20 protein-coding genes are annotated in these 21,672 nt (G+C 61.3%); 16 read left to right on the top strand and 4 right to left on the bottom strand.

All coding sequences use genetic code 11. The features are described 5' to 3' along the window. Positions 1–2: 2 nt before the first annotated feature. Complete coding sequence (locus tag NTD87_RS09390) at positions 3–668, top strand: fumarylacetoacetate hydrolase family protein (protein WP_262113463.1); 666 nt, start codon at positions 3–5, stop codon at positions 666–668. Between the two features lie 103 nt (positions 669–771). Here the strand turns inward: NTD87_RS09390 and rpiA are convergent, their stop codons facing one another. Next, positions 772–1,446, bottom strand: coding sequence for a ribose-5-phosphate isomerase RpiA (rpiA, locus tag NTD87_RS09385; protein ID WP_216743980.1), 675 nt, complete (start codon positions 1,444–1,446; stop codon positions 772–774). Between the two features lie 339 nt (positions 1,447–1,785). Between rpiA and ilvA the strand changes: the two genes are divergently transcribed. Both ilvA and NTD87_RS09375 read left to right on the top strand, forming a co-directional pair. Continuing rightward, a complete protein-coding gene (gene ilvA / locus NTD87_RS09380; RefSeq protein WP_262113460.1) occupies positions 1,786–3,300 on the top strand; it encodes a threonine ammonia-lyase, biosynthetic in 1,515 nt (504 codons plus the stop codon). Positions 3,301–3,339: 39 nt separating this feature from the next. Then, positions 3,340–3,765: a DUF2269 domain-containing protein gene (locus tag NTD87_RS09375; protein WP_262113459.1), complete on the top strand. Its 426-nt coding sequence runs from the start codon at positions 3,340–3,342 to the stop codon at positions 3,763–3,765. Between the two features lie 122 nt (positions 3,766–3,887). On the opposite strand, the gene NTD87_RS09370 is transcribed toward NTD87_RS09375, so the two are convergent. Next, complete coding sequence (locus tag NTD87_RS09370; protein ID WP_262113458.1) at positions 3,888–4,544, bottom strand: HAD family hydrolase; 657 nt, start codon at positions 4,542–4,544, stop codon at positions 3,888–3,890. Positions 4,545–4,687: 143 nt separating this feature from the next. Here NTD87_RS09370 and NTD87_RS09365 point away from each other — a divergent pair, with 143 nt between their 5' ends. Both NTD87_RS09365 and ptsP read left to right on the top strand, forming a co-directional pair. Continuing rightward, complete coding sequence (locus NTD87_RS09365) at positions 4,688–5,167, top strand: RNA pyrophosphohydrolase (RefSeq protein WP_008064982.1); 480 nt, start codon at positions 4,688–4,690, stop codon at positions 5,165–5,167. Between the two features lie 22 nt (positions 5,168–5,189). Next, complete coding sequence (gene ptsP / locus NTD87_RS09360; protein WP_262113457.1) at positions 5,190–7,469, top strand: phosphoenolpyruvate--protein phosphotransferase; 2,280 nt, start codon at positions 5,190–5,192, stop codon at positions 7,467–7,469. Positions 7,470–7,597: 128 nt separating this feature from the next. Here ptsP and NTD87_RS09355 read toward each other — a convergent pair whose 3' ends face one another. After that, positions 7,598–8,344 (bottom strand): NRDE family protein, encoded by a 747-nt coding sequence (locus tag NTD87_RS09355; RefSeq protein ID WP_262113454.1) that lies wholly within the window; start codon positions 8,342–8,344, stop codon positions 7,598–7,600. Between the two features lie 123 nt (positions 8,345–8,467). Between NTD87_RS09355 and NTD87_RS09350 the strand changes: the two genes are divergently transcribed. The 6 genes from NTD87_RS09350 to NTD87_RS09325 all read left to right on the top strand — a co-directional run bounded on the left by NTD87_RS09350 (position 8,468) and on the right by NTD87_RS09325 (position 13,607). Next, the gene (locus NTD87_RS09350; protein WP_262113452.1) at positions 8,468–9,250 is read left to right on the top strand and encodes a sulfite exporter TauE/SafE family protein; all 783 of its coding nucleotides are present in this window, start codon (positions 8,468–8,470) and stop codon (positions 9,248–9,250) included. 96 nt (positions 9,251–9,346) lie between these two features. Next, complete coding sequence (gene lgt, locus NTD87_RS09345; protein ID WP_262113449.1) at positions 9,347–10,162, top strand: prolipoprotein diacylglyceryl transferase; 816 nt, start codon at positions 9,347–9,349, stop codon at positions 10,160–10,162. A 63-nt stretch (positions 10,163–10,225) separates the two neighbouring features. After that, positions 10,226–11,197 carry a thymidylate synthase gene (locus tag NTD87_RS09340; protein WP_262113448.1) on the top strand — a complete coding sequence of 324 codons (972 nt, stop codon included), beginning with the start codon at positions 10,226–10,228 and terminating at the stop codon, positions 11,195–11,197. A 189-nt stretch (positions 11,198–11,386) separates the two neighbouring features. Continuing rightward, positions 11,387–11,590, top strand: coding sequence for a co-regulatory protein PtrA N-terminal domain-containing protein (locus tag NTD87_RS09335; RefSeq protein WP_019694124.1), 204 nt, complete (start codon positions 11,387–11,389; stop codon positions 11,588–11,590). Between the two features lie 188 nt (positions 11,591–11,778). Next, positions 11,779–12,375 (top strand): undecaprenyl-diphosphatase, encoded by a 597-nt coding sequence (locus tag NTD87_RS09330; RefSeq protein WP_262113447.1) that lies wholly within the window; start codon positions 11,779–11,781, stop codon positions 12,373–12,375. Between the two features lie 50 nt (positions 12,376–12,425). After that, positions 12,426–13,607 carry an MFS transporter gene (locus NTD87_RS09325; protein ID WP_262113445.1) on the top strand — a complete coding sequence of 394 codons (1,182 nt, stop codon included), beginning with the start codon at positions 12,426–12,428 and terminating at the stop codon, positions 13,605–13,607. On the opposite strand, the gene cadR is transcribed toward NTD87_RS09325, so the two are convergent. Next, on the bottom strand, positions 13,604–14,053 hold the full coding sequence (gene cadR / locus NTD87_RS09320; protein ID WP_262113443.1) for a Cd(II)/Pb(II)-responsive transcriptional regulator: 450 nt from the start codon (positions 14,051–14,053) through the stop codon (positions 13,604–13,606). The two genes, NTD87_RS09325 and cadR, sit on opposite strands and share 4 nt — an antisense overlap. A gap of 85 nt (positions 14,054–14,138) precedes the next feature. On the opposite strand from cadR, the gene NTD87_RS09315 reads away from it, so the two are divergent. From NTD87_RS09315 to NTD87_RS09295, 5 genes are all read left to right on the top strand, one after another. Further along, positions 14,139–16,424, top strand: a complete 2,286-nt coding sequence (locus tag NTD87_RS09315; RefSeq protein ID WP_262113441.1) for a heavy metal translocating P-type ATPase — start codon at positions 14,139–14,141, stop codon at positions 16,422–16,424. Between the two features lie 284 nt (positions 16,425–16,708). Continuing rightward, on the top strand, positions 16,709–17,572 hold the full coding sequence (locus NTD87_RS09310) for a LysR family transcriptional regulator (protein ID WP_262113439.1): 864 nt from the start codon (positions 16,709–16,711) through the stop codon (positions 17,570–17,572). A gap of 222 nt (positions 17,573–17,794) precedes the next feature. Next, complete coding sequence (locus NTD87_RS09305) at positions 17,795–18,871, top strand: putative 2-aminoethylphosphonate ABC transporter ATP-binding protein (RefSeq protein WP_262113437.1); 1,077 nt, start codon at positions 17,795–17,797, stop codon at positions 18,869–18,871. Further along, a complete protein-coding gene (locus NTD87_RS09300; RefSeq protein ID WP_262113436.1) occupies positions 18,871–20,595 on the top strand; it encodes a putative 2-aminoethylphosphonate ABC transporter permease subunit in 1,725 nt (574 codons plus the stop codon). The genes NTD87_RS09305 and NTD87_RS09300 overlap by 1 nt, the downstream gene beginning before the upstream one ends. Before the next feature lie 62 nt (positions 20,596–20,657). Next, a partial coding sequence (locus NTD87_RS09295) for a putative 2-aminoethylphosphonate ABC transporter substrate-binding protein (RefSeq protein WP_262113435.1) occupies positions 20,658–21,672 on the top strand: 1,015 nt, incomplete at its 3' end.

Below are 21,672 nucleotides of genomic sequence, written 5' to 3'. Positions count from 1 at the left end.
AAATGAGCTATCAGCACCAGTATGTCGACGGTACGCGTATTCATTTCCCGGTCGGGAAAGTGGTGTGCATCGGGCGTAACTACGCCGAACACGCCAAGGAACTGGATAACCCGGTGCCAACCGAGCCGCTGTTGTTCATCAAGCCGGGCAGTTGCGTGGTAGCGCTGGAAGGTGGTTTTGCGATTCCGACCGAGCGTGGTTCGGTGCACTATGAAGCGGAAATCGCCGTGTTGATCGGCAAGCCGTTGTCGACCAAACCGAGCCGCGAAGAAGTGCTGGATGCGATCTCCGGATTTGCACCGGGGCTGGACCTGACCTTGCGCGACAAGCAGGCCGAGCTCAAGTCCAAAGGTCTGCCATGGGAAATCGCCAAGTCGTTCGACGGCGCCTGCGTGCTGGCACCGTTCGTGGTCGGCAGCACCTTCCCGGACCTGACCGATATCGGTATCCGCCTGACCATCAACGGTGAAGTTCGCCAGGACGGTAACAGCAGCGCGATGCTCAACCCGATCGTGCCGATGATCCAGCACATGGCGGGCTGCTTCTCGCTGCAAGCCGGCGACGTGATCATGACCGGCACCCCGGTCGGCGTCGGTCCGCTGAACGTGGGTGATGAACTGGTGCTGGAACTGCCGGGCGCCGGCAGCTTCAACAGTAGCGTTCGCTGATCTGAAACCGCCTGTGGCGAGGGAGCTTGCTCCCGCTGGAGTGCGGAGCACTCCCAATCCAGCCGCCGGGAGCAAGCTCCCTCGCCACAGGGCCTAGCGTTGCTTACTTGGCGCGCAGGGTTTTTACGCCTTCGCTCGTGCCCAACAGCAGTACATCTGCCGGACGGGCGGCGAACAGGCCGTTGGTGACCACACCGACGATGGCGTTGATTTGGGTCTCGAGTTCAACCGGGTTGGTGATCTGCATGTTGAACACGTCGAGGATGATGTTGCCGTTGTCGGTCAACACGCCTTCACGGTACACCGGGTCGCCGCCCAGTTTCACCAGCTCGCGGGCCACGTGGCTGCGGGCCATCGGGATCACTTCGACCGGCAGCGGGAAAGCACCCAGAACCGGCACCAGTTTGCTGGCGTCGGCGATGCAGATGAAGGTCTTGGCTACGGCCGCAACGATTTTCTCGCGGGTCAGGGCGGCGCCACCGCCCTTGATCAGGTTCAGGTGCTCGTCGCTTTCATCGGCGCCGTCGACGTAGAACTCCAGGTCGCTGACGGTGTTGAGCTCATACACCGGAATCCCGTGGCCCTTGAGGCGCGCGGCGGTGGCTTCGGAGCTGGCAACCGCGCCGTCGAAGGCCCCCTTGTGCAGGGCCAGTGCGTCGATGAAGCAGTTGGCGGTGGAACCGGTGCCGACCCCGACGATGCTCTTGTCGTCGAGTTTTGGAAGGATGAAGTCGACGGCGGCCTGGGCCACTGCCTGTTTGAGTTGATCCTGGGTCATGCGGGCTCCGGAAGCGGGCGAGGGGAACGAAAGGCCCGCATTATAGGCGCCGGGGCGGGGAAGGTCATTGCCCGTTTGGCCAATGAGTATGTATGGCATGCGAGGAGGCTTCTGTGGCGAGGGAGCTTGCTCCCGCTCGAGCGCGAAGCGGTCGCAACAAGGCTGAATAGTTGAACCTGAAGAACCTGGGACTCAGATTCTACGACTGCTGCGCAGCCGAGCGGGAGCAAGCTCCCTCGCCACAAAATCGCTGTAATACCTCTGGATTCGTGTGGTCGCCCGGCCAAAAGCCGGGTTAGACTCCTTGGCCCTGCCCAACCCGCTCAGTGATGCTTTCCGATGCTCGAACAGTACGTCAAAAAGATCCTCACCTCGCGCGTTTATGACGTTGCCGTAGAAACCCCGTTGCAGACTGCTCGCCAGCTCTCCGAGCGGCTGGGCAACACGATTTGGCTCAAGCGCGAAGACTTGCAGCCGGTGTTCTCGTTCAAGATTCGCGGCGCTTACAACAAGCTGACCCAATTGAGCGATGAAGAGCGCGCCCGTGGCGTGGTCACCGCCTCGGCGGGTAACCACGCACAGGGGCTGGCGCTCGCGGCCAAGGTGTTGGGCGTGAAAGCGACCATCGTCATGCCCAAGACCACCCCTGAGATCAAGGTCGAAGGCGTGCGTTCGCGCGGCGGCAAAGTGGTGCTGCACGGGGATTCTTTCCCGGAAGCCCTGGCCTACTCGCTGAAACTGGTCGACGAAAAGGATTACGTCTACATCCACCCTTACGATGATCCGCACACCATTGCCGGGCAGGGCACCGTGGCGATGGAGATTCTGCGCCAGCACCCAGGCCCGCTTGATGCGATTTTCGTCCCGGTGGGCGGTGGCGGCCTGATCGCCGGGATTGCGGCGTACGTGAAGTACCTGCGGCCCGAGATCAAGATCATCGGCGTCGAGCCGGACGACTCCAACTGCCTGCAAGCGGCCATGGCGGCCGGCGAACGCGTGGTGCTACCGACCGTGGGCATCTTTGCCGATGGCGTGGCGGTGGCGCAGATCGGCAAGCACACCTTCGACATCTGCAAAGACTACGTTGATGAAGTGATCACCGTCAGTACCGACGAGATCTGTGCGGCGATCAAGGATATCTACGACGATACTCGCTCGATCACTGAACCTGCCGGCGCCCTGGGCGTGGCCGGGATCAAGAAGTACGTCGAGCTGTACGGCGTGACCGGACAGACCCTGGTGGCTATCGACTCCGGCGCCAACGTCAACTTCGACCGCCTGCGCCACGTCGCCGAGCGTGCCGAGTTGGGTGAAGGCCGTGAAGCGATCATCGCCGTGACCATCCCCGAGAAGCCTGGCAGCTTCAAGGCGTTCTGCGAAGCCGTTGGCAAGCGCCAGATCACCGAATTCAACTACCGCTACAACACCGGCAGCGAAGCGCACATCTTCGTTGGCGTACAGACGCACCCGGAAAACGATCCACGCAGCGCACTGGTCGCCAGTCTGACCGAGCAAGGTTTCCCGGTGCTCGACCTGACCGACAACGAACTGGCCAAGTTGCACATTCGCCACATGGTCGGCGGCCGCGCGGCACATGTCGTCGATGAAGTGGTGTTGCGCTTCGAGTTCCCGGAACGTCCGGGCGCACTGTTCAACTTCCTCAACAAGCTCGGCGGGCGCTGGAATATCTCGATGTTCCACTACCGCAACCACGGCGCGGCCGATGGTCGGGTGGTTGCCGGTCTGCAAGTGCCGCACGAAGAGCGCCATCTGGTGCCGGCGGCGCTGGCAGAAATCGGTTACCCGTATTGGGATGAGAGCGACAACCCGGCGTATCAGCTGTTCCTCGGCTGAGCGTCTACGCTGATGGGCAGGTCATAAGGGATTCGAACCATGGAAACGTTAACCACCCTGAAAGTGGCTCATGTCCTGGCGACGGTACTGTTGCTGGTCGGTGCGCTGGGTCTGGCGATCTGGGTCTGGCGCACGCGCCGCAACGGTGACGCGACGGCACACACCCGCACCCTGCAACGGCCCTGGGCGTTTGTCTGGCTGGTGATGGGCCTGGCGTTGCTGAGCATGCCGTTCACGGGATGGTGGATGGTGCACCTGGTGGGCTGGCCGCTGGGGCAGACCTGGCTGCTGGCATCCAGCGTGATCTACACCGTTGGCGCTCTGGCTATGTTCTGGTTGCTGGTGCGGCTTAACAGGCTGCGTACTGCACCGGGAGGCAACGGCAAGTTCACGTTCGCCTTGGCGCTGTTCAGTTTTGTCTGCTTTATCGCGATTGCCGGGTTGATGGGCGCGAAGCCTGTTTAAGGCGTTGGACCGAGTCGATCCCATCGCGAGCAGGCTCGCTCCCACATTTGATCTTTGGTGTTCACAAATTGTGTGTTCACAGCAGATCCACTGTGGGAGCGAGCCTGCTCGCGAAAGCGATTTCAGTCGCGCAGAGTGATTACCGGCCAGCCACGCTTCTGTGCCTCGGCCCGCAAATTCGGGTCCGGGTCCACGGCCACCGGGTTTGCGACTTCCTCCAGCAGCGCCAGATCGTTCATCGAATCGCTATAGAAATAGCTGTCTTCAAGCGACATCCCGGTCTCTTCCAGCCAACGATTCAAGCGCGTCACCTTGCCTTCACGGAAGCACGGCACGTCGGTGCTGCGTCCGGTGTAGCGGCCGTCAATCATTTCGCATTCAGTGGCAATCAGGGTTTCAACGCCCAGACGCTTGGCAATCGGCCCGGTGACGAAGCGGTTGGTGGCGGTGATGATCACCAGTTTGTCGCCGGCCGCCCGGTGCTTGGCCAGCAACTCGAGACCCTTGGGCAGCACGATCGGTTCGATACAGTCGCGCATGTAGTCGCGATGCCATTCGTCCAGCACGGCCATCTCGGTACGACCGAGAACTTCCAGGCAAAAGTTCAGGTACGCGGCGTTGTCCAGCTTGCCGGCCAGGTAGTCCTGATAGAACTCATCGTTGCGCGTTTTGTAGGCGACGGCGTCGAGGAAACCGCGTTCGCACAGGTAATCGCCCCACGCGTGATCACTGTCGCCGCCCAAAAGTGTGTTGTCCAAGTCGAATAAAGCCAGACGCATTGCAGTTACTCGCTGAAAAGTCTGTAAAAAGGCGTCCAGAATACGGTCTTTTCACAAGAGTGCACATAACGTAGGAAGCTTCGTTGCCGCCTTCACAACCTTTGTGGAACAATGCGGCGACATGCGTTTGCGAGGTTGTTGCCGTGATCGACCCCGATGGTTTCCGCCCCAATGTCGGGATCATTCTCACGAATGATGCCGGCCAGGTGCTATGGGCTCGCCGTATCAATCAAGATGCCTGGCAGTTTCCTCAAGGGGGTATCAACCCGCAAGAGACGCCGGAAGACGCCTTGTACCGCGAGTTGAACGAAGAAGTGGGGCTGGAGCGCGAAGATGTTGAAATTCTCGCCTGTACCCGGGGCTGGTTGCGCTATCGTTTGCCGCAACGCCTGGTCAGAACGCACAGCCAACCGCTGTGCATCGGCCAGAAACAGAAGTGGTTTCTCCTGCGCCTGGTCTCTAACGAGCAGCGGGTGCGGATGGATTTGACCGGTAAACCGGAGTTCGATGGCTGGCGCTGGGTCAGTTATTGGTATCCGTTGGGCCAGGTGGTGACATTCAAGCGCGAGGTTTATCGCCGCGCTCTCAAAGAGCTTGCCCCGCGCCTTTTAGCGCGCGACTGACGACGGAGTTCGACCCCGAGCCATGCTCAATACGCTGCGCAAGATCGTCCAGGAAGTTAACTCCGCCAAGGATCTCAAGGCGGCGTTGGGGATTATTGTATTGCGCGTCAAAGAGGCCATGGGCAGCCAGGTCTGCTCGGTCTACCTGCTGGACCCCGAGACCAACCGCTTCGTGCTGATGGCCACCGAGGGCTTGAACAAGCGCTCGATCGGCAAGGTCAGCATGGCGCCCAACGAAGGTCTGGTCGGCCTGGTCGGCACGCGTGAAGAACCCCTTAACCTCGAAAACGCCGCGGATCACCCGCGCTATCGCTACTTCGCCGAAACCGGTGAAGAGCGGTATGCCTCGTTCCTCGGTGCCCCGATCATTCACCACCGCCGCGTCGTCGGCGTATTGGTCATTCAGCAAAAAGAACGCCGCCAGTTCGACGAAGGTGAAGAAGCCTTCCTGGTGACCATGAGTGCCCAGCTCGCGGGCGTTATCGCCCACGCCGAGGCCACCGGCTCGATCCGTGGTCTGGGGCGCCAGGGCAAAGGCATTCAGGAAGCCAAGTTCGTCGGCGTACCCGGTTCGCCTGGTGCGGCGGTCGGTACGGCGGTGGTCATGCTGCCGCCAGCCGATCTGGACGTGGTGCCTGACAAGACCATCACCGACATCGACGCTGAGCTGGGGCTGTTCAAGACGGCCATCGAAGGTGTACGCGCCGACATGCGCGCGCTGTCCGCCAAGCTCGCTACGCAACTGCGGCCAGAAGAACGGGCGCTGTTCGACGTCTACCTGATGATGCTCGACGACGCTTCGCTGGGCAGCGAAGTGACCACCGTGATCAAGACCGGCCAGTGGGCCCAGGGCGCATTGCGTCAGGTGGTCACCGATCACGTCAACCGTTTCGAATTGATGGACGACGCCTACCTGCGTGAGCGCGCCTCGGACGTCAAAGACCTCGGCCGACGCCTGCTGGCTTACTTGCAGGAAGAACGTCAGCAGACGCTGGTCTACCCCGACAACACCATTCTGATCAGCGAAGAACTGACGCCGGCGATGCTCGGCGAGGTGCCGGAAGGCAAGCTGGTGGGTCTGGTGTCGGTACTCGGTTCCGGCAACTCCCACGTGGCGATCCTGGCGCGAGCCATGGGCATCCCGACGGTGATGGGCCTGGTCGACCTGCCGTATTCCAAGGTCGACGGCATCCAGATGATCGTCGACGGCTACCACGGCGAGGTCTACACCAACCCGAGCGACGTGCTGTGCAAGCAGTTCGCCGACGTGGTCGAGGAAGAGAAGCAACTGGCGCTGGGGCTGGATGCACTGCGCGATTTGCCGTGCGTGACCCTGGACGGTCACCGCATGCCGCTGTGGGTCAACACCGGCCTGCTGGCGGACGTGGCGCGGGCGCAGAAGCGCGGTGCCGAAGGCGTGGGTCTGTACCGCACCGAAGTGCCGTTCATGATCAATCAGCGCTTCCCGAGCGAAAAGGAGCAGCTGGCGATTTATCGCGAGCAACTGGCGGCCTTCCATCCGCAACCGGTGACCATGCGCAGCCTGGACATCGGCGGCGACAAGTCACTGTCGTACTTCCCGATTAAGGAAGACAACCCGTTCCTCGGCTGGCGCGGGATCCGCGTGACCCTCGACCACCCGGAAATCTTCCTGGTGCAGACCCGTGCGATGCTCAAGGCCAGCGAAGGCCTGAACAACCTGCGCATTCTGCTGCCGATGATCTCCGGCATCCATGAGCTGGAAGAAGCCCTGCACCTGATTCACCGCGCCTGGGGTGAAGTGCGCGACGAAGGCACCGACGTGCCGATGCCCCCGGTTGGCGTGATGATCGAGATTCCGGCAGCGGTGTACCAGACCAAGGAACTGGCACGGCAGGTGGACTTCCTGTCGGTCGGCTCCAACGACCTGACCCAGTACCTGCTGGCCGTGGACCGTAACAACCCACGGGTTGCCGATCTCTACGACTACCTGCACCCGGCAGTCCTGCAAGCCTTGCAGAACGTGGTGCGCGACGCGCATGCCGAAGGCAAGCCGGTGAGTATCTGTGGCGAGATGGCCGGTGACCCGGCGGCAGCGGTGCTGTTGATGGCGATGGGTTTCGACAGCCTGTCGATGAACGCCACCAACTTGCCGAAAGTGAAGTGGATGCTGCGCCAGGTCAACCTCAGCTGGGCCAGGGATCTGCTCGCCGAGCTGATGACCATCGACAACCCGCAAGTGATCCACAGCTCGCTGCAACTGGCGCTGAAGAACCTTGGGTTGGCGCGGATGATCAATCCGGCGGCGATCAAGCCCCTCTAAAACGCTGACGGCCTCATCGCGAGCAGGCTCGCTCCCACACTGGATCTACTGTGAACACACAATTTGTGAACACCGAAGTCCAAATGTGGGAGCGAGCCTGCTCGCGATGGCGTCAGTGCCGACGCCGCCTAATCCCTGATTTCCACTTCCCCAAGATGCCCGCCATACGGCCCGAAACTTCTTTCGACCATCAGCCGCGTCCCGTCCGCCTGAACAATCAGCGCCGTACTCGCTCGCGTGCCATACGTGGGGCTGGCAATAAACACGCTCGACAGCAAACTCTCGGTCGCCAGCCCAACGCCGGTATCCGGCAAATCGGCGAACGGTGCCGTTTGCGGGTCGCCTAAAAGGGCCAGCAAAGCCTGTGGCTGCGGATCAGCCAGTACTTCACTCAACGCCGCCTTGGCCTTGAGCACCTTCGGCCACGGCGTATCAAGCCCGGCATTCGACAGCCCATGGATCCCTGGTTGCAGTTTGACTGGCCCAGGCTCCCGCGCGTTGTAGTGCCACAGTTCATGATGATTGCCGACCAGCAGGTTAAACCCGGCATATTCCGCTGATCGGTCGACGACGTCGGCCAAATACTCAGCAATCGGCAAGTCGCCAGTGAGAAAGCGCGCCACCAGCTCGCCTCGCGATTTGCGTGCCGGCAGCTGGTGCGGGTTGCGGATGTTGGTCAGTGCAGCGAAGCGCCCGTCGGCGCCGATACCCAGCCAGGTGCCCCCGGCCTCCAGGTCGCGCCCGGCGTATACCTGCGGCGCTTCGGGCCATTGCGCCAGCGGCAGGCTGGGGCGTGCGTAGAACTCGTCACGGTTAGCCGCGACGATCAGCGGTTGGGCGTGACCCGGCCGCCAGGCGAAGACGATCAAGCACATGGGGTGATCACTCGTTGCTTTTTTGCTCACTCTACGCACAGAACCGGCGGGTATCCATCGCCATCCAGTGGAGCTTGAGGCCGTGCATCCGTTACCATGCCGCACTTATTTTGGGATGCAGCCATGGAATTTCCGCTCTATCTGGCGCTGGGCGCCTGCGCAGGTGTGCTGGCCGGGTTGTTTGGGGTGGGTGGCGGGATCATCATTGTTCCGGTGCTGGTGTTCAGTTTCACCTTGCAGGGCTTTGATGCCTCGGTGCTGACTCACTTGGCCGTCGGTACGTCGTTGGCGACGATCATCTTCACCTCGGTCAATGCGGTGCGCGAACATCAGCGCAAGGGCGCGGTGCGCTGGCCGATCTTTGTCTGGATGACCCTTGGCATTCTGATCGGCGCGGGTTTTGGCGCACTGACTGCCGAAGCCATATCGGGGCCGAACTTGCAGAAGATCATTGGCGTGTTCGCGTTGATCGTTGCCGTGCAGCTGGCGCTGGAGGTCAAACCCAAGGCCAGCCGAACGGTGCCCGGCAAATTCGGTCTGACCCTGGCCGGCAGTGTGATCGGTTGGGCGTCGGCGATTTTCGGGGTCGGCGGAGGCTCGTTGACGGTGCCGTTTCTGACCTGGCGCAGTGTGCCGATGCAGCAAGCAGTGGCCACGTCTTCGGCCTGCGGTCTGCCGATTGCGCTCGTCAGTGCATTAAGTTTCATGATTCTGGGCTGGCACGATCCACGTCTTCCGGCTCATAGTCTCGGGTTCATTTATTTACCGGCGCTGCTGGGCATCGCCCTGACCAGCATGGTCTTTGCCCGCATCGGTGCGCGACTGGCCCACAAGCTATCGCCGCGTTTGCTGAAAAGACTGTTTGCCGCGTTGCTGTTTTGCGTGGGTTTGAGCTTTCTGCTCTGAGCCATTTGCTGCGAGCCATGACGCAATCCTGGCTTAATCCCGGCGTGGCACGGTCGCGCCAGGAATTTTAGGTTTCAACTCTAACGAGGAGTCGCAATGCTGCCTTACCCGCAGATTGACCCGGTGGCCCTGGCCATCGGCCCGCTGAAAATCCACTGGTACGGCCTGATGTACCTGATCGGCATCGGCGGCGCCTGGATGCTGGCGTCGCGTCGGTTGAACCGCTTCGACCCGACCTGGACCAAGGAGAAGCTCTCCGACATGATCTTCTGGATGTCGATGGGTGTGATAGTCGGCGGCCGATTGGGTTATGTGCTGTTTTACGATCTGAGCGCCTACATCGCCAACCCGACGCTGATTTTTGAAGTGTGGAAGGGTGGCATGTCGTTCCACGGCGGGTTTATCGGCGTGATGCTGGCGGCCCTGTGGTTCGGCAAAAAGAACGGCAAGTCGTTCTTCCAACTGATGGACTTCGTCGCACCGATGGTACCGATCGGCCTGGGTGCCGGGCGTATCGGTAACTTCATCAACGCCGAGTTGTGGGGCAAACCGACCGACCTGCCATGGGCGATGATCTTCCCGCCGTTCAGTGACCCGGCGCAGTTGCCGCGCCACCCGTCGCAGCTGTACCAGTTCGCCCTCGAAGGCGTGGCCTTGTTCGTCATTCTTTGGCTGTTCTCGCGCAAGCCGCGGCCAACCATGGCGGTTTCCGGGATGTTCGCGCTGTTCTACGGGATCTTCCGTTTTGTCGTCGAACTGGTGCGCGTGCCGGATGCGCAGCTGGGCTACCTGGCGTTCGGCTGGGTGACCATGGGGCAGATTCTGTGCATCCCGATGATCATCGGTGGGCTGTTCCTGCTCTGGCTGGCGTACAACCGCGCCCCGGCAGCGCCCGCTACTCCGGCGTCTTAAGGCGCCGCGCTCTACATTCGGAACACAGGGTCACGACCCTGCGTTCAAGGACACAGGTAACTCATGAAGCAATATCTCGATCTGGTCGCCCACGTCATCAAGAATGGGACCAAGCAGGCCAACCGCACCGGCGTGAACACCATCAGCTTTCCCGGCGCGATGCTGCGCTATGACCTGAAAGAAGGTTTTCCGGCGATCACCACCCGCAAGATGGCCTTCAAATCGGCCATCGGCGAAATGGTCGGCTTCCTGCGGGGCGTGAACAACGCGGCTGAGTTCCGTGCGTTGGGCTGCAAGGTCTGGGACCAGAATGCCAACGAAAACGCCCAGTGGCTGGCCAACCCGTTTCGTCAGGGCGACGACGACCTGGGCGAGATCTACGGCGTGCAATGGCGCAAATGGCCGGCGTACAAGCAGATCCCGGTCAGCAACCAGGCCGCCATCGAGCAGACGCTGAGCCAGGGTTATCGTCAGATCGCCGAAGGTGAAGAAGACGGCCAGGCCTATGTGGTGCTGTACAAGGCGATCGACCAGATTCGCCAGTGCGTCGACACCATCATCAAGGACCCGGGTAGCCGCCGCATCCTGTTCCACGGCTGGAACGTCGCCCAGCTCGATGAAATGGCCTTGCCGCCGTGCCACCTGCTGTATCAGTTCCACCCGAATGTCGAGACCAAAGAGATTTCCCTGACGCTCTACATCCGCTCCAACGACCTGGGGCTGGGCACGCCGTTCAACCTCACCGAAGGTGCCGCGCTGTTGAGCCTGATCGGTCGCCTGACCGGTTACACGCCGCGCTGGTTCACCTATTTCATCGGTGACGCCCACGTTTACGAAAACCACTTGGACATGCTCAACGAACAGCTCAAGCGCGAGCCGTTCCCGATGCCCAAACTGGTGATTTCCGAGCGTGTGCCGGAGTTTGCCAAGACCGGTGTCTATCAGCCGGAGTGGCTGGAACAGATCGAACCGAGCGACTTCTCGCTGGAAGGTTACGAACACCACGCCCCCATGACCGCACCAATGGCGGTCTAGCCCTGAAGATCGTTCCCACGCGCGTGGGAACGATCAATCGCCAGCTCTTACGCAGCAGAGCGAATCTAAAAGTCTACATGTCAGAAAATTCATCTCCCGGGGAAAGGGCCGATAAATAGCGCCCTATAGGATGAGCTCCAGTCAGCAAGCAAATGTGCTGGCAGAACCCAACTAACTGGAGAGTCCCTGATGAAATCCCTGAAAGCTTTTTTGGTCGTTTCCCTGATGTGCGCTTCTGTGGCTGCGATGGCCGAAGGTGGTGGCGATAAGGTCCAGGCCCGAATGGACGCCGCCCGCGATGTGGCGATGGTTCACTATCAGCAGTCTGAACATGCACAGGCCGTAGCGAGCAGTCAGAAAGCGCAGTCTGACACTGTCGAACGCTCGAATTGACGGCGTGCTTCAACCGGGTCGCTGACGTGCCGTGTGGCCGCAGGACTTGTAGTAAACAGGTGTCAAACGCCTGAAGCCCGGATTGCGGAGTGCTCCGACTGTCCGGGCGATTGCAACTACTATGATGTGTACCGCTCACCGCGTTATCGCGGCGTGGTGTTTTCTGATGATCTGAATGGCGTCTCTTTGTGGAAGAACTCAATCGCAGCCTGTTCCTGGCGATCAACGCCAGCGCGGATGCCTCGGCGCCAATGCGGTTTTTGGCGATGTTTCTCGCGCAGTGGCTGATCTACGGCGTACCGCTTTTGCTGGCGGGCTTGTGGCTGCGAGGGACACGCCAGCAGCGGGCGGTGGCGGTCACCGCGACGCTGAGTATCGTTTTTGCGCTGGGCTGCAACCTGCTGATCAGCAGCCTTTGGTTCCACCCTCGTCCGTTCATGTTGGGCTTGGGGCAAAACTTCCTGGAGCATGCCGCCGAGTCATCGTTCCCCAGTGACCACGCCACGGTGATGTTCTCGCTGGCCTTTGGCTTGATACTGGCATCGCTGCGCAAGCTGGGTTGGCTGGTTCTGCTGCTGGGGGCATTGGTTGGCTGGGCGCGTGTCTACGTGGGCGTGCACTTTCCATTCGATATTGCCGGGTCGTTGCTGGTTTCGCTGGCCAGCGCCTGGCTGGTGCGGGAAGTGTTGGGCTGCAGGCAACTGGGTGAGCAGTTGCTCGACGTTCTTGAGCGTGTGTACCTGCGAGTATTGCCAGCACTCGCTCGGCGCAATATTCAGCCATAGGGGCTGGTCGCAGCCCTTGATGGGGCCCTGGAGCACTACAGGATAAACACGTGAAAAAGGCCAAAACGGAAGCGCTTGGTATTCCGCGGACCATTTGGGCCTTGGGCTTTGTCAGCCTGTTCATGGATGTTTCGTCTGAGCTGGTGCACAGCCTGCTGCCGGTGTTTCTGGTCACGACGCTGGGCGCGAGCGCGCTGACCGTCGGCGTCATCGAGGGCATCGCCGAGGCGACGGCGATGCTGGTCAAAGTCTTCTCCGGTGCCATCAGCGACTTTATCGGTCGGCGCAAAGGCTTGCTGCTACTTGGATACGGTATGGCCGCGTTGTCCAAGCCGCTGTTCCCGCTGGCTCATTCGGTGGAGGTAGTGTTCACCGCGCGCTTTCTGGACCGAATCGGCAAGGGCATTCGTGGCGCGCCGCGCGATGCCCTGGTGGCGGATATCGCGCCGCTGGAGATTCGCGGTGCCTGTTTCGGTTTGCGCCAGTCGATGGACACCGTCGGCGCCTTTGTCGGTCCTGCGCTGGCCATTGTGCTGATGCTCTGGCTCGCCGATATCCAGCAGGTGTTGTGGTTCGCCGTGATCCCGGCGGCCATCGCGGTCGCGCTGATTGTCATGGGGGTCGAAGAGCCTGAACGCGCCACCGGCAAACACACGTTTCGATCACCCATTCATTGGCGAGTCCTTCACGACTTCTCGTCCGGGTATTGGTGGGTGGTCGTCATCGGAGGCGTGTTTACGCTGGCACGTTTCAGCGAGGCGTTTCTGGTGTTGCGGGCGCAGCAGATGGGTTTGTCGACCACTTGGGTGCCGCTGGTGATGGTGGTCATGTCGGTGTTTTATGCAGTGTCTGCTTACCCGGCCGGCCGGCTCTCCGATCGCATCAGCCGGCCCAAACTGCTTTGTCTTGGCATGGGGCTGCTGGTGCTCGCAGATCTGGTGCTCGCTCAATCCCGTTCGACCCTGACGATGCTCTTGGGGGTGGCCTTGTGGGGTCTGCACATGGGGTTTAGCCAAGGCATCCTCGCCACACTGATCGCCGACACCGCCCCCAACGAACTGAAAGGCACGGCGTTCGGCATCTTCAATCTGATCAGCGGCGTTTGCCTGCTGCTCGCCAGTGTTCTCGCCGGTTGGCTGTGGCAAACCGTTGGGGCGCAAAGTACGTTTTTGACGGGAGCGGTGCTGGCCGGTTTCGCCATGCTCTTGCTTGTGCTGCGCCGGACCGCTTAATGCCCGTGGCTTCTGCCGACATGGGAATGCTCGGCTTCGCTCGCCACCACGCCACCGCTGACTTCCAGCTGCTGCAAAATCCCGCACTGTTCGATATCCGGCCGCTCGCTGCAGCTCTGGCGCAACTCCAGCAACTGTGTCTGCAAGGCCAGCAAACCGTCGATTCGCGCTTTGACGTGGCGGATGTGCTCGTCGATCAGCGCGTTGACGCTTTCGCATTGATCCTGCGGGCTGTCGCGCAGGCCGAGCAGGCTGCGGATTTCTTCGAGGGTCATGTCCAGCGTACGGCAGTTGCGGATAAAGGTCAGGCGTTCGGTGTGGGCCTGGGTGTACAAGCGGTAATTGCCTTCACTGCGGGCAGGTTCCGGCAACAGACCTTCGCGCTCGTAATAACGGATGGTTTCGACCTGGCAGTCGGTCAGTTTCGCCAATTCACCGATCTTCATTTCAATCATCTCCGTTTGGCTGCTTGACCCTATAGTGGCTACAGGGTGTTCACTTGGCAACAGGCACCTTTTCGGACGCGACCTTATGAGCGATTCCCTGCACACCCACAAACCCCACGCTGATCACGATCACGATCACGATCACGATCACAGCCACGAGCCAAAGCTTAAGCCGGTTCACAAGCATGATCACGCCAGTCACGGCGGCGCTTGCTGTTCCAGCGCCGCAGCACCTTCAGTGATCAAGCTCAGTGAAACGCCGACCGACGGCGCGCGCCTGAGCCGTTTCCGCATCGACGCCATGGACTGCCCGACCGAGCAGACGCTGATCCAGAACAAACTGGGCAAGCTTACGGGTGTGCAGCAACTGGAATTCAACCTGATCAACCGCGTACTGGGCGTGACCCACGACCTGCCGAGCACCGCGCCGATCATCGACGCCATCAAGTCCATCGGCATGTTGGCCGAACCCATTGAGCAGGGCGCGGATGCGCAAGCCAGTCCGGCACCGGTGAAAAAACCCTGGTGGCCATTGGCGCTGTCGGGTATCGGTGCCTTGGCGGCCGAAGTGATTCACTTCACCAACGCCGCGCCGACCTGGGTGGTGGCCATCGTTGCGTTGATTTCGATCCTCAGCGGTGGTTTGGGCACCTACAAAAAGGGCTGGATCGCCCTGAAGAACCTCAACCTGAACATCAACGCGCTGATGAGCATCGCGGTGACCGGTGCTGTGCTGATCGGCCAATGGCCGGAAGCGGCGATGGTGATGTTCCTGTTTACCGTGGCCGAGTTGATCGAAGCCAAATCCCTGGACCGCGCGCGCCATGCCATCAGCGGTCTGATGCAGATGACTCCCGAGCAAGCTACCGTGCAGCAGGCCGACGGCAGCTGGCTCGAGCAGGACGTTAAAAGCATCGAGTTGGGTGCGCGAGTGCGGGTTCGTCCCGGTGAGCGTGTAGGCCTGGATGGCGAAGTGCTGTCCGGCAGCTCGACCATCGACCAGGCGCCGATCACCGGTGAAAGCCTGCCCGTCGAGAAAACCGTCGGCGACAAAGTCTTCGCCGGGACCATCAACCAGGCCGGTTCCCTGGAATTCAAAGTGACCGCCGCCGCCAACAACTCGACCCTGGCGCGGATCATTCATGCCGTGGAAGCCGCCCAGGGCGCGCGGGCGCCGACCCAACGCTTCGTCGACCGCTTCTCGAAAATCTACACGCCGGTGGTGTTTATCTTCGCCTTGGCCGTGGCACTCATCCCGCCACTGTTCATGGGCGCGGCCTGGTTCGACTGGATCTACCGCGCACTGGTGCTGCTGGTGGTGGCGTGCCCCTGCGCACTGGTGATTTCCACCCCGGTGACCATCGTCAGCGGCCTGGCGGCTGCGGCGCGCAAAGGTATTCTGATCAAGGGCGGTGTGTACCTGGAGGGCGGGCACAAGCTGGATTACCTGGCGCTGGACAAGACCGGCACCATCACCCATGGCAAACCGGTGCAGACCGACTACCTGTCTTTGGAGCCAACGGTTGAAAGCACCGCACAAGTTCTGGCTGCGAGCCTCGCCGGGCGTTCGGATCACCCGGTCTCACTGGCCATCGCCAACGCGGCTGTGGATAAACAGCTGACGCTGCTCGCTGTGGATAACTTCGAAGCGCTGGCCGGCCGTGGTGTGCGCGGTGAGATCAATGGTCAGGTTTACCACCTGGGTAACCATCGCTTGGTGGAAGAGCTGGGCCTGTGCTCGCCAGCCCTGGAAGAAAAACTGTTTGCCCTCGAAGAGCAGGGCAAGACCGTGGTGCTGTTGCTTGATAGTTCTGGCCCCCTGGCGCTGTTCGCGGTGGCCGATACGGTCAAGGCGTCCAGCCGTGAGGCCATCCAGCAGCTGCATGAGCTGGGCATCAAGACCTTGATGCTGACCGGCGACAACCCGCATACCGCTCGGGCGATTGCCGCCCAGGTGGGCATCGATCAGGCGCAAGGCGACCTGCTGCCGACCGACAAGCTCAAAGCCATCGAAACCTTGTACGCCCAAGGTCATCGGGTCGGCATGGTGGGCGATGGCATCAACGATGCGCCGGCGCTGGCCCGTGCGCAGATCGGTTTCGCCATGGCCGCCGCCGGCACCGATACCGCGATTGAAACCGCCGATGTCGCCCTGATGGACGACGATCTTCGCAAAATACCAGCGTTTATCCGCTTGTCGCGGCAGACCTCGAATATCCTCACGCAAAATATCGCGTTGGCATTGATCATCAAGGCGATCTTTCTTGGGGTAACCTTCGTGGGTCTCGCCACCATGTGGATGGCGGTATTTGCCGACATGGGCGTGGCCCTGCTGGTGGTGTTCAACGGTCTGCGCCTGTTGCGCAAATAATCGATGCGAGGGTTAGGGGGTGTTCTCAATTAGTTTCCACACCGCGCCGGGTCTGCTGTTGTGCAGGGCAAGGCGCGAGTAGCGTGGTTTGGTCATTCCAAATAAGCTTCGAGCAACGCAGCCCTGCACAACAGCAGGCCCGGCCCTTCGGGTTGTGCCTTAAAGCGGGCCAGGCTGCGTTGCAGGCCTTGGAAAGGGAACAACCATTACCAGCGGCCTGCGCCTTGCCTGGCCCGCTTTAAGGCGACAACGCGATGAGGAAACTAATTGAGAGCGCCCCCTAAGTGCTGAGTGCCGAGCTGAAGGCTTTTTACATGGTCGCGCGTTTGGGGAGCATCACCCTGGCGGCGAAAAAGCTCGGCCTGAGCCAACCCACAGTGACGACTCAGATTCGTCATCTGGAAAGCCAGTACTCGGTTGAACTGTTCTATCGCGGCGGGCGTCGGCTGACGGTCAGCGAGGACGGCGCACGGTTGCTGCCGATGGTCAAAACGTTGTTGCAGCAGGAGGCCGATATCGAGTTCTTCCTGCGCAACAGCGGTCAGGTCCAGGGCGCATTGCGCATCGCCGCCACCGCGCCGTATTACATCCTCGACCTGGTGAAGACTTTTCGCGAGCGCTTGCCGCACGTGGAGGTGTCGGTAGAAATCGGCAACTCCCAGCAGGTGCTCGAATCCCTTGAGGAATACCGGGTCGACATCGCCGCGTCATCGCAGTTGCTTGAAGACTCGCGGTTGATTCGCCGCGTGCTGGGCAGCGACCCGCTGGTGCTTGCGGTGCACCGCAACCATCCGCTGGCGGTGCATGATCATGTGCCGCTGAGTGCGCTGGTCGGGCATACCTTGCTGATGCGTGAACCCGGTTCGACCACTCGTCGCCTGACTGAAGAGTTGTTGGCGAGTGCCGGAGTGGATTTCGGCCCGCTGCTGGAGATCGGCAGCCGTGAGTCGATCCGTGAAGCGGTGCTGCGCAACATCGGCATCAGCATCATCGCCCGCCAGGAAGTGCCCCATGACCCGCAATTGCGGGTACTGACCCTGGAAAACGCCCCGCAGATCCCCGAATACCTCTACTGCCTCAAAGAGCGCAAAGGTGCACGCCTGCCGGCAGCGTTTCTTGGGTTGGCGCAGGAAATGGCTCCAGCCTGAGATCTCCATTGCCTGCATGGGCCTCATCGCGAGCAGGCTCGCTCCCACAGGGGAATGCGGTCAACTGTGGGAGCGAGCCTGCTCGCGATGGCGCCAGTTCACGCTACGCATGACTTGAACCCAAATCCCCGAATACCACTATCGGCCGTTTTTGCCTCACTGCCACATGACGGACGCATTACAAACCTAGGATGACCTTCATCTGCTTGATGAGGTCCGTCCATGAACAACCCGAACGCAACTGCCCAGGTCTTTCCAGGTGCGCCGATGAAGGTGCGCGGTATCGAGAAACGCTTCGGCGCCTTCACTGCGCTGGATAACGTTTCGCTGGATGTCGCTGCTGGCGAACTGGTGTGCCTGCTCGGGCCTTCCGGCTGCGGCAAAACCACCTTGCTGCGTTGCATCGCCGGCCTCGAGCGCCAGGACCGTGGCGAGTTGTACCTCGGTGATCGGGATGTTTCCTTGCTGGCACCACAGGCTCGGGACTACGGCATTCTGTTCCAGTCCTACGCGCTGTTCCCCAACCTCACCGTCGAAGCCAACATTGCCTACGGCCTGGCCGGCAGTGGCCGCGATGAAGTGCGCAAGCGCGTGGCGCAAATGCTCGAACTGGTGGGCCTGATCGGCAGCGAAAAGAAATACCCCGGTCAATTGTCCGGCGGTCAGCAACAGCGCGTGGCGCTGGCCCGGGCTTTGGCGCCGGCACCGTCGTTGCTGCTGCTGGATGAGCCGATGTCGGCCCTCGACGCCCGGGTTCGCGAGCATCTGTGTACCGAGTTGCGCCAATTGCAGCGCAACCTCGGCATCACCACCTTGATGGTTACTCACAACCAGGACGAGGCCATGCTGATGGCCGACCGTATCGCCGTGATGAACAACGGCAAGGTCGAGCAGTACGCCACGCCCCAGGAAATCTACAACCGACCGGCCACGCCGTTCGTCGCCGAGTTCGTCGGGCAGGGCAACTGGCTGCCGTTCCAGCGCAACAGCGACAGCCATGCGCAGGTCGGCGGGATGAATGTGCGGCTGGCCGACAACTCCGGCAAAGCCGCTTCGGGCCGACTCTTCTGCCGCCCGGAGGCGATCAACGTCAACCCACCGGTGCATGAGGAAAATCTGTTCCCGGCCAAGGTTCGTGAAATCACCTTCTTGGGCAATCGCTGCCGGATGAGCTTCGAGCTCAACCAACTGCCGGGTCATGCGCTGCTCGCTGAGCTGGCGCCTGAAGCCATGCCGCGCCTTGGCGCGCAGGACATCATGGTCGCCTTGCCACCGCGCAGCTTGCAGGTGTTTGCCTGATGAGCACGCAGATCGCGCTGCCGATACCGCACAAGCAGGTTCGGCGGACATCCCGTGCCGAGATTGGCGACCGGGTGTTTGTGGTCGGCGGCAAGGTGTTGCTGTTGTGCCTGCTCAGCGTCGCGGTATTGATGCCGCTGCTGGCGATCTTCTGGCGCGGCTTCAGCAGCGACGCCGGGCAGGGCGGTGGATTAGTTGCCGCCCGGGAACTGCTGACCAGCGACAACTTCCACTGGTTGCTGGGCAATAGCCTGAAAGTTTCCCTCAGCGTCGCGGCCATCGTCGTACCGCTGGCTTATCTGTTTGCCTACGCGCTGCAACGCACACTGATTCCCGGCAAGGCCATCTGGCGTGGCATGTCGCTGCTGCCGTTGATGGCGCCGTCGATGCTGCCGGGCATTGCGTTGGTCTACCTGTTCGGTAACCAGGGCATGTTGCGCGGGATGCTGTCGGACAACATTTACGGCTTCTGGGGCATTGTCCTCGGTGAAGTGATTTACACCTTTCCCCACGCCTTGATGATCCTGCTCTCGGCGTTGTCCCTGGCGGATGCGCGTTTGTTCGATGCGGCGTCGAGCATGGGCGCCAGTCCGGCCAAGGCCTTTCGCAGCATCACCTGGCCGGCGACCCGGCAAGCAGTGTTCGCCGCGTTCTGCCTGGTGTTCACCCTGACCATCACCGATTTCGGTGTGCCGGTGGTGGTCGGTGGCGACTATCAAGTGCTGGCGCTAGAAGCCTACAAGGCCGTGGTCGGCCAGCAGCAATTCGGTCGCGGCGCACTGATCGGCATGGTTCTGCTGCTGCCGGCACTGTTCAGCTTCGGTGTCGACGCCTGGTTGCGCCGTCGTCATGGCGACTCCATGAGCGGTCGGGCACAAGTCTTCCAACCGGCACCGTCGCGGCTGCGGGACGGTTGCTACCTGAGCATCGTATTGCTGATCTGTGCCGCGCTGCTGCTGGTGTTCGGCATGGCGGTGTACTCGTCGCTGGTGAAGTTCTGGCCGTACAACCTGTCGCTGTCGCTGAATCACTATCAGTTCGGCGACACCGCCGGTGGTGGCTGGCTGGCCTACGGCAACAGCGTGAAGATGGCCTTGTGCACGGTGTTGATCGGTAGCGGTTTGATTTTCACCGGCGCCTATCTGATGGAGAAAACCCGTGGCCAGCGCGGCTTGAACCTGGCACTACGCATGCTCAGCTTCGTGCCGATGGCGGTCCCGGGGTTGGTGCTGGGCCTGGGCTACGTGTTCTTCTTCAACCTGACCGGCAACCCGTTGCACGTGTTCTACGGAACCATGACCTTGCTGGTGGTCTGCACCATTGCTCACTATTTGACCACCGCGCAAATGACCGCCACTACCGCGCTGCGTCAACTCGACGCCGAGTTCGAAGCCGCCGCGCTGTCGCTCAAGGCGCCGCTGTACCGCCACTACCTGCGCGTCACGGTACCGATTTGCCTGCCGGCGCTGCTGGATATCGTGCGCTACCTGTTCGTCTCGGCGATGACCACGGTGTCGGCGGCGATCTTCCTCTACAGCCCCGACACCATCCTCGCGGCGGTGGCGGTACTGAACATGGACGACGCCGGCAACGTCGGCGGCGCGGCCGCCATGTCGACCCTGATTCTGTTCACCTCGGCGGGCGTTTCCCTGCTGCTGGCCTGGGCTTCGCGCGGGTTGCTGCGCCGCTCCCAGGCCTGGCGGCAAACCGCGCCTGGCAACTGATCCCGCTCACACACTCACCCCCACAAACAGCACTCTGATCCGCACTTAAAAGGAACCGCACCATGTTCAAGCCCTTGGCTCTTGCCGCTGCTGTCCTCACTGCTTTCAGCATGAACGCCTTTGCTGCGAAAACCGAACTGACCGTGTACACCGCCCTCGAAGCCGAGCAACTGACGTCCTACAAAGTGGCGTTCGAAAAGGCCAACCCGGACGTCGAGATCAAGTGGGTGCGTGATTCCACCGGGATCATCACCGCCAAACTGCTGGCCGAAAAAGCCCGCCCTCAGGCTGATGCAGTCTGGGGCCTGGCCGCATCCAGCCTGGCGATCCTCGACCAGCAAGGCATGCTGCAAAGCTATGCGCCGAAAGACCTCGGCAAGATCGGCAGCAACTACCGCGATGCCGCCAACCCGCCAGCCTGGGTTGGCATGGACGTTTGGGCCGCGACTATTTGCTTCAACACTGTCGAAGCCGAGAAACAAGGCCTGACCAAACCGGTGAGCTGGCAGGACCTGACCAAGCCTGAATACAAAGGCAAAATCGTCATGCCGAACCCGGCCTCGTCCGGCACAGGCTTCCTTGATGTCAGCGCCTGGTTGCAAACCTTCGGCGAGAAGCAGGGCTGGCAGTACATGGACGCGCTGCACCAGAACATCGGCCAGTACGTTCACTCCGGTTCCAAGCCGTGCAAGCTGGCCGCTTCCGGCGAATTCCCGATCGGCATCTCCTTCGAATACCCGGCCGTGCAGTTGAAGCGCCAGGGCGCGCCGCTGGACATCATCCTGCCGAAAGAAGGCCTGGGCTGGGAAATCGAAGCCACCGCCGTGATCAAGGGCACGCCACATGAAGACGCTGCGAAGAAACTCGCCGACTTCTCCGCAAGCCCGGCGGCCATGGAGCTGTACAAGGAAAACTTCGCGGTACTCGCCCAGCCTGGCATCGCCAAGCCGCAAACCGAGCTGCCGGCCGACTACGAGCAACGCCTGATCAAGAACGACTTCGCCTGGGCCTCGAAAAACCGCGACGAGATCCTCACCGAATGGCGCAAGCGTTATGACGGCAAGTCCGAGAAGGTAG

It is taken from the genome of Pseudomonas sp. 6D_7.1_Bac1, from assembly GCF_025465945.1.
Taxonomy (GTDB): Bacteria; Pseudomonadota; Gammaproteobacteria; order Pseudomonadales; family Pseudomonadaceae; genus Aquipseudomonas.
The sequence above is the reverse complement of the archived record's forward strand: the minus strand, read 5'-3'. Positions and strand labels throughout refer to the sequence as shown.

Coding starts and splice junctions, on each gene's coding strand:
- NTD87_RS09390 (WP_262113463.1), top strand. CDS start 3: ATGAGCTATCAGCACCAGTATGTCGACGGTACGCGTATTCATTTCCCG.
- rpiA (WP_216743980.1), bottom strand. CDS start 1,446: ATGACCCAGGATCAACTCAAACAGGCAGTGGCCCAGGCCGCCGTCGAC.
- ilvA (WP_262113460.1), top strand. CDS start 1,786: ATGCTCGAACAGTACGTCAAAAAGATCCTCACCTCGCGCGTTTATGAC.
- NTD87_RS09375 (WP_262113459.1), top strand. CDS start 3,340: ATGGAAACGTTAACCACCCTGAAAGTGGCTCATGTCCTGGCGACGGTA.
- NTD87_RS09370 (WP_262113458.1), bottom strand. CDS start 4,544: ATGCGTCTGGCTTTATTCGACTTGGACAACACACTTTTGGGCGGCGAC.
- ptsP (WP_262113457.1), top strand. CDS start 5,190: ATGCTCAATACGCTGCGCAAGATCGTCCAGGAAGTTAACTCCGCCAAG.
- NTD87_RS09355 (WP_262113454.1), bottom strand. CDS start 8,344: ATGTGCTTGATCGTCTTCGCCTGGCGGCCGGGTCACGCCCAACCGCTG.
- NTD87_RS09350 (WP_262113452.1), top strand. CDS start 8,468: ATGGAATTTCCGCTCTATCTGGCGCTGGGCGCCTGCGCAGGTGTGCTG.
- lgt (WP_262113449.1), top strand. CDS start 9,347: ATGCTGCCTTACCCGCAGATTGACCCGGTGGCCCTGGCCATCGGCCCG.
- NTD87_RS09340 (WP_262113448.1), top strand. CDS start 10,226: ATGAAGCAATATCTCGATCTGGTCGCCCACGTCATCAAGAATGGGACC.
- NTD87_RS09335 (WP_019694124.1), top strand. CDS start 11,387: ATGAAATCCCTGAAAGCTTTTTTGGTCGTTTCCCTGATGTGCGCTTCT.
- cadR (WP_262113443.1), bottom strand. CDS start 14,053: ATGAAGATCGGTGAATTGGCGAAACTGACCGACTGCCAGGTCGAAACC.
- NTD87_RS09315 (WP_262113441.1), top strand. CDS start 14,139: ATGAGCGATTCCCTGCACACCCACAAACCCCACGCTGATCACGATCAC.
- NTD87_RS09305 (WP_262113437.1), top strand. CDS start 17,795: ATGAACAACCCGAACGCAACTGCCCAGGTCTTTCCAGGTGCGCCGATG.
- NTD87_RS09300 (WP_262113436.1), top strand. CDS start 18,871: ATGAGCACGCAGATCGCGCTGCCGATACCGCACAAGCAGGTTCGGCGG.